Here is a 13,558-nt window from a genome sequence, read left to right as displayed (position 1 = left end):
CGGGCTTTTGCTGTTACGAGAGTTCCGAGAGGCGTTTCAGCGCGACCTCAACCTTGGCCCGCTCATCCTCGCGGGCTTCGAGATTGGCGCGGGCCTCATCGACCACCTCTTCCGGCGCAGAGGCTGCGAATTTCGGATTGTCGAGCCGCCCTTTCAGACCGCCGATCTCTTTCCCCAGCTTCTCAAGCGTTTTGGTCAGCCGCGCTTTTTCCTCGGCAATGTCGATCAGCCCTTCCAGCGGAATGGCAAAGCCAGCGCCACCCGCCGCCACCAGGATCGAGCCTTTCGGGGCCGCGCCTTCCGAGAAACCGTCGATCCGCGCCATGCGGCGGATCAGCGCCTCATTGCGGGTGAAGGCCTCACGTGCCGCGCCCGTCAGATCCGTCGCCACGATGTCGATTTTCAGACCCGCGGGCACATGGCATTGCGCCCGGGCCGAGCGGATTTCATCGATCAGCCCGGTCACAAACGACATCTCGGCATCTGCCGCCTGGTCGATCAGGGCGGGGCCATATTCGGGCCAGTCGGTGTGAACCAGCAGTTTCTCGCGCGTGCCGGTGGTCGCCCAAAGCTCTTCGGTGATGAAGGGCATGAAGGGGTGCAAGAGGATCATGCACTGGTCAAGCACCCAGGCCATGGTTTCCCGCGTCTCTGCCGCTGCATCGCCATCGAACAGCGGCTTGGCGAATTCGACATACCAGTCGCAGACCTTGCCCCAGACGAATTTGTAAAGCGTGTCTGCGGCCTGATCGAAGCGGAACTCGGCCAGCGCCAGATCGACCTCGGCGAGCGCTTTCGCGGTCTCGCCGATAATCCATTTGTTCGCGGTGGCGGCTGCAACCGGCGGCCCGGCTTTGGTGGCGTGGCCTTCCCAGACGCCGTTCATCTCGGCGAAACGGCAGGCGTTCCACAGCTTGGTGCCAAAGTTGCGATAGCCCGCGATGCGGTCTTTCGACAGCTTCAGGTCACGCCCCATCGCGGCCATTGCGGCCAGGGTAAAGCGCACCGCATCGGCGCCGTAATCGGCGATCAGATCCAGCGGGTCCAGCACATTGCCCAGCGATTTCGACATCTTCTTGCCCTTCTCATCGCGGACAAGGGCATGAACATAAACGGTTTTGAACGGCACCTGATCGACGACGGCCAGCTGCATCATCATCATCCGGGCGACCCAGAAGAAGATGATGTCAAAGCCCGTCACCAGCACAGAGGTCGGGAAATAGCGCGCCAGTTCCGGCGTCTGTTCCGGCCAGCCCAGGGTGCCAATCGGCCACAGACCAGACGAGAACCAGGTGTCCAGCACATCGGCATCGCGCCAGACCGGATAGATCAGCTTCGTCGGGTCCTGGGTCAGGTTGTAGTCTGCCAGGGCTGCGGCCAGGGCCTCGGTCGCGGCCTCACGGTTTTCGACCTCGACGATGCGGGCCTGGTTCAGCGGCATCGGCAGGGGGGCCAGCGCGTCCTGGAACTGACCCGTCACACCATCGAGCGAAGGCGCGCAGAAATAGACCGGGTCGGCATTGTTGAATCCGCCATCAAAGAGGAAGCGGAAGATCTCTGCCTCATCCAGCGCATTGTCGCCCTGATCGTCTTTGAACCCGGCGGGGCGCAGATCCAGACCATACCAGACCGGGATCTGATGGCCCCACCACAGCTGGCGCGAGATGCACCAGGGCTCGATATTTTCCAGCCAGTGGAAATAGGTCTTGGTGTCACGCTCGGGCAGGATCACCGTGTCGCCATTCCTGACAGCATCCAGCGCCGGGCCGACGATTTTCGAGGTCTCGACGAACCACTGGTCGGTCAGCATCGGCTCGATCACCACTTTCGAGCGGTCACCGAAGGGCTGCATGATCTTCTTGTTCTCGACCACCGGAACGCGTTCCAGATGCTCGGCATTGGTCTCTTTGTCGACCGACTTCACCAGTTTGGTGACGGCGAGGCCTTCTTCGTTGATCTCGGCCACCACCAGCTTACGCGCCTCATAGCGGTCAAGGCCGCGCAGATGGTCGGGCACCAGGTTGATGCGGTCGACATCGGCCTCGGTATAGCTGGCACCGTCCAGAATGGCTTTGGCGTTGGCGCAGCTTTCCTCATAGGGCAGGCCATCGTCGCGCATCCGGGCGCGGGTATCCATCAGGCGGTAAAGCGGGATGCCATTGCGCTGCGCCACGCCGTAATCGTTGAAATCATGCGCGCCGGTGATCTTGACCGCGCCCGAGCCGAAGGTCGGATCGGGATACATATCGGTGATGATCGGCACCAAGCGGCGATGCTCTTGCGGGCCGACGGGGATTTCGCAGAGCTTGCCGACGATGGGCGCATAGCGGCTGTCAGAGGGGTGCACCGCCACCGCGCCGTCGCCCAGCATCGTCTCAGGCCGGGTGGTCGCAATGGAAATATAGTCGCGGGTTTCCGAGAAGGTGACGTTGCCGTCCTCATCCTTCTCTTCGTAAAGATAGGTCTCACCCCCGGCCAGCGGGTATTTGAAATGCCACATATGGCCGTCGACCTCGGTCTGCTCGACCTCAAGGTCAGAGATCGCGGTCTCGAAATGGGGATCCCAGTTCACCAGCCGCTTGCCGCGATAGATCAGGCCCTTGTTGTAAAGATCGACAAAGACCTTGATCACCGCGTCGTGGAAATTGCCTTCCTCGCCCGCAGGCGCATCGGGGGCGCCCGACATGGTAAAGGCCTCACGGTCCCAGTCGCAGGTCGCGCCAAGGCGCATCAGCTGGCCGATGATATTGCCGCGCGATTTCTTCTTTTGCTCCCACACCAGACCCAGGAATTCAGGGCGCGAGAAATCCGAGCGGCGCTTGCCGTCTTTGGCCAGCTCGCGCTCGACCACCATCTGGGTGGCGATGCCCGCGTGATCGGTGCCGGGCTGCCAAAGCGTGTCAAAGCCGCGCATCCGGTGCCAGCGCACCAGCACATCTTGCAGCGTGTTGTTGAAGGCATGGCCCATATGCAGGCTGCCGGTGACATTCGGCGGCGGAATGACGACGGAGAAGGCGGGCTTGCCGGGTTTGGCATTTGCGCCCGCACGGCCGACCTTTTGGTCGATCCAGAGTTCGGAAATCCGGGCCTCGGCTTCCTGGGCGTTGAAGGTCTTTTCCATAGCCATCGCGCTTCCCCTTATGCTGAGGCAGGATTTAGCCAATACGCGCGAAAAGGGAAAGAGGCGGGCTGGGGCTGGCAGATCTTAACGCGGCATATCGCCCGCCTGAGGCATCAGAATATGCGGCAAAGAAAAACGGCCCCCCGCAATCGGAAGGGCCGTTTGATAGTCATCCCGGCCTTGCGGCGGGGTTATGCGAGGATCAGGGCGTCTCGACAGCCGGGGCCGCATCGGCGACCTGGGGCTGGATGACCGATGCCGTCGCGCCGCGCCCGGTGGACAGCGGATCTTCCTGGCGCTGAACCGAACCCTCGAAATGGGCACCCGATTCGATGGCGATGGTTTTGTGGATGATGTCGCCTTCGACACGTGCGGTCGAGGTAAGGCGCACTTTCAGCCCGCGCACCCGACCGATGACGCGGCCGTTGACGACGATATCGTCAGCCACGATCTCGCCGCGGATGGTGGCGCTTTCGCCGACGGTCAGCAGATGGGCGCGGATATCGCCCTCAACCGTGCCCTCGACCTGGATATCACCCGAAGTGCGCAGATTGCCCACAACCGTCAGATCCGAGGACAGCACGGATGCGACAGCTTTGCCCTTGGGGGCCGAGGGAGTGAAATCCATGGAAGGTTTCGACACGGGGGCCTCCGGCGCCTTGGGTTTGTCTGCTTCGGGTTTCGCGCCCGTTTCGTTGATGCGGCTCTTAGAAAACATTTCTCGCTGCCCTTATGAAGGTCATCGGGTTCACAGCTGTGCCACCGATGCGGACTTCGTAGTGAAGATGAGTGCCGGTCGACCGGCCTGAATTGCCCATATCACCGATCCTGTCGCCGCGCGACACCTTTTGTCCAACCTGGACACGGATCTGTGACAAATGAGCGTAACGGGTTTCGACGCCAAAGGCGTGCTGGATCTTGATAAGGCGGCCGTATCCGTTTTGCCAGCCCGCATGCGTGACCGTGCCTTCGGCGGTGGCAAAGATCGCGGTTCCATAGGGGCCTGCGATATCGGTGCCCTCATGGCGGCGGCTGCCGCGCCCGAACGGGTCATCGCGGGTGCCGAAACTTGAGGTCCAGCGCACATTGCCTGCGGTGATCGGGGTTGCGAAAGGCGCTTTCCAGGCGGCGAGACGGTAGAGATCCATCTCTTCCATGTTTTTCAGGATCGCATTGGCGCGTTTCTCGCCCTCTGTCAGCGGCCCGCCCATGCTCGACGCAGTGATCGGCGACAGGGGGCCGCCCTGGCCCGAATAGCCCCGGCGCACGGTTGCAATCAGATCATCTGGGTTCATGCCGGCGGCGCGGAACATCTTTTCCAGCGGCTCGACAGAGACGGTGACCGCATCTTCCAGCTTGGCGAAAATCGCGTCATGGCGCAGCTCCAGCGCCCGGCGTTCATCCAGCGCAAGCGTCAGCTCTTCGCGGGCGATGCTGGCCTCGGCCTTGCGGGCGTCACGCTCGCGGGCGGTGGCGTCCAGCTTGCCGGTCAGAAAGGCCAGCGTCTGCCCGGTGTCGCGGATGCGGCCCATCTCGGTGGTATTGCCGCCCTGTTCGCCCAGCATCGCGGTCAGCTTGGCGACCTCAGTCCGGGCCTCGTCACGTTCGCGGATCATGCCGCGCAGGCTGTTTTGCACCACGTCAATGCCTGTCTCCAGCTCGCGGCGGCGATCTTCCGAGGCCAGCAGCATTTCCTGCATCGACGAAACCTGGCCAAGCGCCAGGTTGAAGCGCTCCTGCGCCTGGACGGCCTCGGATGCGCGCAGATCGCGGTCGGCAGACAGCACCGCCAGGCGCTCTTCAAACATCATCCCCTGGCGCTGGCTTTGCACGCGCCCGGATCCGGCACCGATCGACTGCATCATGAAGATCGAGGTCGCAACGATCGTCCAGGCCAGCCCAAGCGCCCCCACCAGCACAACAATCGCCTGGGTCGCGGGTCTGAGCCGCAGATAATGGGTTCCGTGCTCGGATTTCAGGTAGAGGCGCTGCTCGGGGAACACAGTCTCCAGCGCCGAATTGATCCGAAAGGCCAGTCTTGAAAGCACCCGGTTTTCCATTTCCTGCCCTCTGGCCCCCACCTGTTACAGGGGCAATTGGGGATCGCTTCTTCCTTCAGGGTGATTGGGGCAGGGCTGGTTCCTGAACGGAAGCCCCGGTCCCATCACCGTTCACACCACAGAGCAAGGCCACAAAGGCAGCCCGGCAACTGGCGCGTAGTCTCTGGCGCACAGTCTGGCGCGCATTTTACAGCAACAGCCGGGGTTGCAGGCGTGGATGTCACCCGCAATCGGGTGCCATTTCAGCCTTGCACACCAGCCGGCACAGGTTCCGGCAAACCAACCGCCGCCGAAGATTCGCACCTTCGTCAGGTCCTGGGTCATTAACGCCCGGCGCCCTGTCCCGCAACATTTCACGCCGTCAGGGGGCCGGGCTGCGCCAAACTGCGCCCATACCAGGCAAGAACTCGCCGATTGCGCCCGGGGCTTGCGATGCAATCAGACCGGGTCTGATGCGGACAGGTGGCCCAGGCAGGCAGCTGGCCTGGCCCTGATCTTGACATGACTGATCTGGGCATGCCCAAGGCCTGGTCAGGCTCGGCCAGGGGCAGGGGCAGGGCGTTCAGCCGGCCAGGTCTCATCCTGCCAGGTCGGGATCCGCCAGCTCTTCGGTCAGCGGCCAGTAGAAATCGGGCGGGATCCCGGCTTCGGCGCGTTTTTCCTCATTGAAAGGGGGTTTCAGCTGGCCGTGGAAATAGTGGCGGACCAGGGCGTGAAATACCTCTTTGGGATCCTCGCCATCGCGGCCACAAAGCCAGTTGAACCATTTAGAGCCATAGGCGACATGGCCGACCTCTTCGGCATAGATCACCTCAAGCGCGGCCAGCGCCCCGGTTTGCTCGCCCTGATCGCGGGCGCGGCGGAAGATCTCTATCATGCCGGGCGTCACATCAAGGCCGCGGGCCTCAAGCACCATCGGAACCACCGCAAGGCGGCCTTTGAAATCCTGGGCCGTATCCTCGGCGGCCTGCCACATGCCGGCATGGGCGGGCAGGGCGCCGTAATAGCAGCCCATTTCTTCCAGCACATCTGAAAGCAGGGTGAAATGCTTCGCCTCTTCATCGGCGGCGCGGACCCAGTCGTCGTAAAAGCTGGGCGGCATCGGGTGATCGGCAAAGCGGGCGATGATGTCCCAGTGCAGGTCAATCGCGTTCAGCTCGATATGGGCCAGGGCGTGCAAAAGCGCGATCCGCCCGGCGGGGCTGCCGGTGCGCCTGCGCGGCACATCGCGCGGGGCAAGCAGCTCTGGCCGTTCGGGCCGGGCCGGTCGCAAAGGCGGGGTGGCACGGCCGATGTCCAGCGGCGCACCCGCCTTGCGTGCGGCGAACCAGGCCGCGGCATGCTGCCGCCCCAATGCGGCCTTGGCGCGGCCGTCGGCGGTGGTCAGAACCTGAACCGCCATCTCTGAAAGGGTCATCATCGCTTGCTATCCAATGGCCTGGTCAATCTGTGAAGGCTGCATGCCAGAGGCATCAGCCCGGCAAGGCACGGGCGGCCTCAAGCACCACTTGCGCATGGCCTGCGACCTTCACCTTCGGCCAGATCTGCGCGATGCGGCCATCGGAGCCGATCAGGAAGGTTGTGCGGGTGATGCCCATATAGGTCTTGCCGTAATTCTTCTTCTCGCCCCAGGTGCCGTAATCTTCCGAGGTGGTGCCATGCTCGTCCGAGGCCAGGATGATGCCCAGGCCATGCTTGCGGCAGAATTTGTCATGGGCGGCGACGCTGTCTTTCGAGATGCCGATCACCGTGGTGCCTGCGGCCTGGAATTCGGCGATCAGCCGGGTGAAATCCTGCGCCTCAAGCGTGCAGCCGGGGGTATCGTCGCGCGGATAGAAGTAAAGCACCACCTTGCCCGGCAGCAGGGCCTGCAGGGAAATCTCGCCACCGCCATCACGGGGCAGCGTAAAGTCTGGGGCAAGGCTTCCGGTTGTCAGCGCAGCGCTCATGATAGGCTCCTGTGGGTGATGCGTATTCGCATGTTGCATGGATTGTAGGGGTTTGTGCGGCCGATCCGGGCAGGGTCTGGCACAGCCCCAGGCGGCAGATCGCAGGATCCGGCTGATTGCTGCCGCAAGCCTTTGTGTTTCCTTTTGCTTCACGCCACAATAGCGCGTGAAACGGGGCCGTGCCAGTGGTGCCTGCCATCGGTGCCTGTCAATGGTGCTTTCCGGTGGTGCCTGTCAACGGTGGCGGGGCCCGGCACTCCGGGATGCAGATACCCTGTGGTGTTACGGGGCGTGAAGAGACAAGGACGTCTGAGCATTGAACGAGGCAGATGCCGATCACGACAGCCCCGGCGGAAAGTCAGGTGGCCCCCCCACAGGCGCTGGCCGTCGCAGGGGCAGGTGGCGTATCGGGCTGCGGCTTGGGGCGTTTTTGATCCTGCTGGCGCTGATGGTTGGCTTTGCCGGGATCGTGCTGACCGGACGCACACTGACGTTGCCGGTCTGGGCGGTGGCGGGGATTGAGGACCGGCTGAACAGGCAGCTGGGCACGCATCTGCCCGAGGGCAGCGCCGTTTCGCTGGGCGAGGTCAGCGTGATGGTCGGGCGCGATCTTTCGCCCCGGCTGATGCTGACGGATCTGCGGCTGCTGGATCAGCGGGGCACGGCGCTTGTATCGCTGCCGGAACTGCGCATCGACCTGGAGCCGCTGCCCCTGCTGACGGGCCAGGTCAGGCCGCGCCTTGTGCGCATGACCGGGGCGCAGATTGCGGTTGCCCGTGATGCCGATGGGCGGATTGCGCTTAGTTTCGCGGGGTTGTCGGGGGCGCCTGCGATGGGCACGCCTGCTGAAATCCTCGACGCGCTGGACCGGATGTTTTCGGGCGATGCCCTGGCCAGCCTGGGTCTGATCGAGATCGAGGGCCTTGCCCTGACACTTGATGACGCGCGGGCGCGGCGCAAATGGCAGCTGGGCGATGGCCGTCTGGTGCTGACCAACCGCGATGAGGGGCTGACGGGCGAATTGTCGGTGACCCTGCTGGCCGGGGCCGATCCGGCGCGGGCCAGCCTGGTGGTCGAGACCTCAAAGGCGGACAGCTCGGCCCGGTTCTCGGCCACGATTGACCATGTGGCGGCGCGCGATCTGGCGGTCCAGGCCGCCCCGCTTGCGGCTTTTGCGGTGCTGGATGCGCCGATCTCGGGGCGGCTGAGCGGGGCACTGGACGCCGACGGCAAGCCCGGCCTTTTTGAGGGCAGCCTGTCCCTGGGCGCGGGCGCGCTGGACCCGGGCGCTTTGCGCAATATCGAGGCAAAGGATAGCTCGCTGCAGATCCCAGCCCCGCCCGACAGCGACGGGCCCGCGATTGACAGCAATGCCACCTCCCCGCCGGCGAACCTGTCCAATGCCGATGGCACGCCGGGTGATGCGCCTGCTGCGCTGCCGGTGCCGCGGGTGGTGGGTTTTGACAGCGCCTCAATCGGGCTGCGCTATGATGCCGGGCTGCAGCGCGTTTACCTGGATCAGGTCACGGTCGAAAGCGCGTCCCTGCGCTTTTCGGCCAGCGGCACCACCGAGCTGCGCGACGAGGGCGGCGGCCCGCTTGACCCCGGCGAGCTGCCGCATGTGGTGATTTCGCAGCTGAAAATCGGCGAGGTCATGGTCGATCCCGACGGGCTGTTTGAGGCCCCGGTGCGCTTTGGCGGTGGCTCGGCTGTATCGCGGCTGACGCTGGAACCTTTCCGCATCGAGATCGGCGAGGTCGCGTTGCAGGAAGATGACGAGCGGCTGGTCCTGCGCGGCGATATCAGCGCCGATGGCAATGGCCGCTGGAGCGGCGCGGTCGATGTGGCGCTGAACCGCATCTCATCTGATCGGCTGATCCGCCTCTGGCCGCTGATCGCGGTGCCGCGCACCCGCACCTGGCTGGCGGAAAATGTCGGCGAGGGCGAGCTGTCCGATGTCGCCGCCGCCATCCGCTTTCAGCCCGGGGAAGAGCCGCGTTTCGCGCTGGATTATGAGTTCTCGGGCGCGGCGGTGCGGGTGATCAGATCGCTGCCGCCGATCACCAATGGCCGGGGCCGGGCGGCGATGCAGGACAATGTCTATACGCTGGTCGTCGAGGGCGGCGAAATTACTGCACCCGGAATTGGCGCAAATGCGGCAGGCGAGGACGCGGCGCGGATCACGGTTGACGGCTCGCTGTTCCGGGTGCCCGATATCCGCAAGAAACCCGCGGATGCCGAGGTGCGGCTGATCGTTGACGCCGGGCTGACCGCGACGCTGTCGCTGCTGGATCAGGAGCCGTTCCGCTTTATCTCAAAGGCAGGGCGTCAGGTTGATCTGGGCGAGGGGCGGGCGGTGCTGGTCGCCGATCTGCGCTTTCCGCTGCTGCGCAAGCTGAAAACCGAGGATATCCGCTATGATGTCACCGGGCGCATCCTCGATTTCCGCTCTGACCGTCTGGTGCCGGGAAAAGAGATCCTCAGTCCCGATCTGGCGGTAAAGGTGACCCCTGCCGGGATGACGCTTTCGGGGGCGGGCAGTATCGCCTCGGTGCCGATTGTGGCGCGTTATGAACAGCCCTTCGGCAAGGATGCGGCGGGCCGGGCGCAGGTGCGCGGCACGGCGAAGCTCAGCGATGCGGGCCTGCGCAAACTGGGGGTGCAGCTGCCGCAGGGCTGGCTTTCGGGCGAGACCCAGGCCGAGGCAGAGCTGGCCCTGCCCAAAGGCCAGCCCGCGCGCCTTACGCTGAAAAGCGATCTGCGGGGGCTGGGGCTTTCCGTCCCGCCGCTGAGCTGGCGCAAAACCACCCAAAGCACCGGGCGCCTGCTGGTCGAGGCGGTGCTGGGCGCGGCGCCCGAGGTCACGAAACTTGAGCTGAACGGCCCCGGCCTTGCGGCCAAAGGGCGGCTGACCACCAAAGCCGGCGGCGGCCTTGATCGCGCCAGCTTCTCTGAGGTGAAGGCGGGCGGCTGGCTGGATGCCACGGTCGAGCTGACCGGGCGCGGCAAGGGCGCGGATGTGACGGCGAAACTGACCGGCGGCACGCTGGATCTGCGCGAATTGCCCAAATCGGGTGGCGGGGCAGGCGGCGCGGGCGCAGCTGCGGGGCAGGCCTCAACCCCGATAGAGGTCAATCTGGATCGGCTGGTTGTGACCAGCGGCATCGCCCTGACCGGGCTTTCGGGCACCTTCACACCGCGCCAGGGCGGGTTGGAGGGGCGCTTTGTCGCCGCCGTCAATGGCAAGGGCCAGATTGGCGGCGCGACGATCCCCTATAAGGGCGGCACCGCCGTGCGGATCACCGCCAATGACGCCGGGCGGGTGATGGCGGCGGCGGGGCTTTTCGACATGGGGCGGGGCGGCAGCCTGGATATGACGATCCAGCCGCGCGACACGCCGGGCCAATACAGCGGCGTGGCAACGGTCACCGGCTTTTCGATCCAGAACGCGCCGGTTCTGGCCGAGCTATTGTCCGCCGCCTCGGTCGTTGGCCTGCTGGAACAGCTGAACGGCGGCGGCATCCAGTTTTCCGAAGGGGACGCCAGCTTCCTGATCCTGCCCGAAGGCGTGCAGATCGCCAGAGGGGCGGCGATCGGGGCCTCTATGGGGATCTCATTTTCGGGCTTTTATCATTCGGCCAGCAATCAGATCGACATTCAGGGCACCATCTCGCCGATCTATCTGCTGAATGGCATCGGCCAGATCTTCACCCGCAAGGGCGAGGGGCTGTTTGGCTTCAACTACCGTCTTGCAGGCCCCGCGAAAAGCCCGCAGATCAGCGTCAACCCGCTGTCGATTCTGACGCCGGGGATGTTTCGTGATATCTTCCGCCGGCCTGCGCCGGTGCTTAAAGGCGCTGGCTGATGCAGCTTTCCGATTTCGATTTTCACCTGCCCGAAGAGCTGATCGCAACCCGCCCGGCGCGGCCGCGCAGCGCGGCCCGGCTTTTGCTGGCCGAGCGCGGCGGCATCCAGGATCTGCATGTGCGCGATCTGGTCGATATCTTCCGTCCCGGCGACCGGCTGATCCTGAACAATACGAAGGTGATCCCGGCGCGGCTCAGCGGCACCCGCGCACGCGGCGATGCGGTGGCAAAGATCGAGATCACCCTGATGGAGCCCGCCGCCGCTGGCGGCTGGCGGGCGATGGCAAAGCCCCTGCGCAAACTGGCCCTGGGCGAAGAGATCCGCTTCTCGGACCAGCTCAGCGCGAGGGTGGCCGAGAAGGGCGAAACCGATCTGCGGCTTGAGTTCAATCTGGAGGGTGACGCTTTCGAGGCGGCGCTGAAGGCTGCGGGCACCATGCCTTTGCCGCCCTATATCGCCGCCAAACGCGCCCCCGATGCCGCCGACAATGACGATTACCAGACTGTTTTCGCCCGCAATTCCGGTGCCGTCGCCGCGCCCACCGCCAGCCTGCATTTCGACGCGGATCTTTTGCAGGCGCTGCGGGCACGCGGCGTGGATTTCACCGAAGTCACCCTGCATGTCGGCGCGGGCACCTTCCTTCCCGTCAAGGTCGAGGATGTCACCACCCACCGCATGCATGCCGAATGGGGCGAGGTGACAGAGGCCGCCGCCGCCGAAATCCGCGCCACAAAGGCAGCGGGCGGGCGGGTGATCCCGGTCGGCACCACCGCGCTGCGCCTGATCGAAAGCGCCGCCAGAGAAAGCGGCGAAATTTCCGCCTGGTCGGGCTGGACCGACATCTTTATTTACCCAGGATTTACCTTCCGCGTGTCCGATGCGCTGATGACCAATTTCCATCTGCCCAAATCGACGCTTTTGATGCTTGTTTCGGCGCTTATGGGACAGGAGAGGATGCGCGAAATCTATGATCATGCCATCGTGAACCAATACCGCTTTTTTTCCTACGGCGACTCGTCTTTGCTGATCCCGTAAGCTGCCAATGATCTGCGGTGCCGCAATCGGCGCCGCTGAACCATATGACCCCGTAAGCCAGTTCTCTGTCCGGAGCGCGCTATGCTGAGAGTTCTTTACACCACCTGGCCGCTTCTTCTGGGGGTGCTGCTGCTGATGCTGGGGAACGGCGTCCAGGGATCTCTGCTGGGGATCAGGGGCACGCTGGAAAGCTTTGGCACCTTCCAGCTGTCGGTGGTGATGTCGGCCTATTTCCTGGGCTTTTTGCTGGGCTCGCGCTATGTGCCGGGGATGCTGCAGCATGTCGGCCATATCCGGGTGTTCGCGGCGCTTGGCTCGCTGATTTCGGCGGTGCTGGTGGTCTATCCGATGCTGATCGAGTGGCAGGCCTGGGCGCTGATGCGGATCGTGATCGGCTTTGGCTTTGCGGGTGTCTATATCACGGCGGAAAGCTGGCTGAACTCGATTGCCACGAATGAGACGCGCGGCCAGGCGCTTTCGGCCTATATGATCGTGCAGATGCTGGGGATCGTATCCAGCCAGGTGCTGCTGGCCTATGGCGATCCGTTTGGATATGAACTGTTCCTGATCCCCTCGGTTCTGGTCTCGCTGGCCTTCCTGCCGCTTTTGCTGGCCACCTTCCCGACCCCCAGCTTTGAAACCGGCCAGCGCCTCGGCTTTCGTGAGCTGTACCAGATCTCGCCGCTGGGCTGTGTGGGGATCTTCCTGATCGGCGGCGTGTTCTCGGCGATGTTCGGCATGGCCTCGGTCTGGGGCACGGTCAGCCTGCTGTCGGTCAAGCAGATCGCGCTTTTCACCTCTTGCCTCTATATCGGCGGGCTGATCCTGCAATATCCGATCGGCAAGCTGTCCGACCGGATCGACCGCCGCAAGATCCTTCTGTGGCTTTCGGTGATTGCGGCGGCTGTCATGGCGATTGCCACGCTCTTTCCCTTGCCCTTCCCGGCGCTTTTGGTGGTTGCGGCGCTTTTGGGCGGCATCACTTACCCGGTTTACGGCCTGATCATCGCCTATACCAATGACTACCTCTCGAAAGAGCAGATGGCGGCGGCCTCTGCGGGGCTTTTGTTCATCAATGGCGTGGGGTCGATCTTCGGGCCGCTGATTACTGGCTGGCTGATGGGGGTGGTTGGGTCTCGCGGCTTCTTTCTTTTTGTCGGCGTGCTTTATGCGGCTTTGGCCGGCTATGCGGCCTGGCGGATGACAAAGCGGGCGACGCCCACGGTGACGGGGGCCTTTGTCGGCGTCTCGCCCACGGCCTCGGCGGTGGCGGCGGTGGCGGTCGTAGAGAATGCGCCTGAAATCAATCCCTCGCCCGAAAATCCCGAGGCCGCAGCCGAGGCGGCAGAGGCGCTGATCATCGTACGCGAAACCAGCGATCCGGCTACGTCAGCGGATACGGGCACAGCTGATACGGGCACAGCTGATACGGGCGCGGCGGATGAGGCCACCTTGCGCTCTGATGTCCCCCCGCTGTCAGAGGATGGAAAATCACCACCGCGCGACGGCTGAGGTTGCGCCTTGCC

General features: G+C 64.0%; 8 protein-coding genes. 3 read left to right on the top strand and 5 right to left on the bottom strand.

The genetic code is table 11. The features are described from left to right. Positions 1-13 precede the first annotated feature (13 nt). The 5 genes from HOY34_RS10580 to HOY34_RS10560 all read right to left on the bottom strand — a co-directional run bounded on the left by HOY34_RS10580 (position 14) and on the right by HOY34_RS10560 (position 7,130). Positions 14-3,127 (bottom strand): valine--tRNA ligase, encoded by a 3,114-nt coding sequence (locus HOY34_RS10580; RefSeq protein ID WP_172362575.1) that lies wholly within the window; start codon positions 3,125-3,127, stop codon positions 14-16. A gap of 196 nt (positions 3,128-3,323) precedes the next feature. Beyond that, positions 3,324-3,839, bottom strand: coding sequence for a bactofilin family protein (locus HOY34_RS10575; RefSeq protein ID WP_172362573.1), 516 nt, complete (start codon positions 3,837-3,839; stop codon positions 3,324-3,326). Next, positions 3,829-5,169, bottom strand: a complete 1,341-nt coding sequence (locus HOY34_RS10570) for a DUF5930 domain-containing protein (RefSeq protein ID WP_172362893.1) — start codon at positions 5,167-5,169, stop codon at positions 3,829-3,831. The genes HOY34_RS10575 and HOY34_RS10570 overlap by 11 nt, the downstream gene beginning before the upstream one ends. Positions 5,170-5,758: 589 nt before the next feature. Then, the gene (locus tag HOY34_RS10565) at positions 5,759-6,601 is read right to left on the bottom strand and encodes a ferritin-like domain-containing protein (protein ID WP_172362572.1); all 843 of its coding nucleotides are present in this window, start codon (positions 6,599-6,601) and stop codon (positions 5,759-5,761) included. Positions 6,602-6,653: 52 nt separating this feature from the next. After that, entirely contained in the window at positions 6,654-7,130 is a 477-nt protein-coding gene (locus tag HOY34_RS10560) for a peroxiredoxin (RefSeq protein ID WP_172362570.1), read from the bottom strand. 316 nt (positions 7,131-7,446) lie between these two features. Between HOY34_RS10560 and HOY34_RS10555 the strand changes: the two genes are divergently transcribed. The 3 genes from HOY34_RS10555 (at position 7,447) to HOY34_RS10545 (ending at position 13,544) form a co-directional block, all read left to right on the top strand. Next, entirely contained in the window at positions 7,447-10,995 is a 3,549-nt protein-coding gene (locus HOY34_RS10555) for a hypothetical protein (protein WP_172362568.1), read from the top strand. Further along, a complete protein-coding gene (gene queA / locus HOY34_RS10550; protein ID WP_172362566.1) occupies positions 10,995-12,032 on the top strand; it encodes a tRNA preQ1(34) S-adenosylmethionine ribosyltransferase-isomerase QueA in 1,038 nt (345 codons plus the stop codon). Before HOY34_RS10555 ends, queA begins: the two co-directional genes overlap by 1 nt. 81 nt (positions 12,033-12,113) lie before the next feature. Further along, entirely contained in the window at positions 12,114-13,544 is a 1,431-nt protein-coding gene (locus HOY34_RS10545; RefSeq protein WP_172362564.1) for an MFS transporter, read from the top strand. The last annotated feature ends 14 nt before the right edge of the window (positions 13,545-13,558 follow it).

It is taken from the genome of Pseudogemmobacter hezensis (assembly GCF_013155295.1).
GTDB classification, from domain to species: Bacteria; Pseudomonadota; Alphaproteobacteria; order Rhodobacterales; family Rhodobacteraceae; genus Pseudogemmobacter; species Pseudogemmobacter hezensis.
Note: the sequence above shows the minus strand (reverse complement) of the source record. Positions and strands in the feature narration are given on the sequence as shown.

Coding starts and splice junctions, on each gene's coding strand:
- HOY34_RS10580 (WP_172362575.1), bottom strand. CDS start 3,127: ATGGCTATGGAAAAGACCTTCAACGCCCAGGAAGCCGAGGCCCGGATT.
- HOY34_RS10575 (WP_172362573.1), bottom strand. CDS start 3,839: ATGTTTTCTAAGAGCCGCATCAACGAAACGGGCGCGAAACCCGAAGCA.
- HOY34_RS10565 (WP_172362572.1), bottom strand. CDS start 6,601: ATGATGACCCTTTCAGAGATGGCGGTTCAGGTTCTGACCACCGCCGAC.
- HOY34_RS10560 (WP_172362570.1), bottom strand. CDS start 7,130: ATGAGCGCTGCGCTGACAACCGGAAGCCTTGCCCCAGACTTTACGCTG.
- queA (WP_172362566.1), top strand. CDS start 10,995: ATGCAGCTTTCCGATTTCGATTTTCACCTGCCCGAAGAGCTGATCGCA.
- HOY34_RS10545 (WP_172362564.1), top strand. CDS start 12,114: ATGCTGAGAGTTCTTTACACCACCTGGCCGCTTCTTCTGGGGGTGCTG.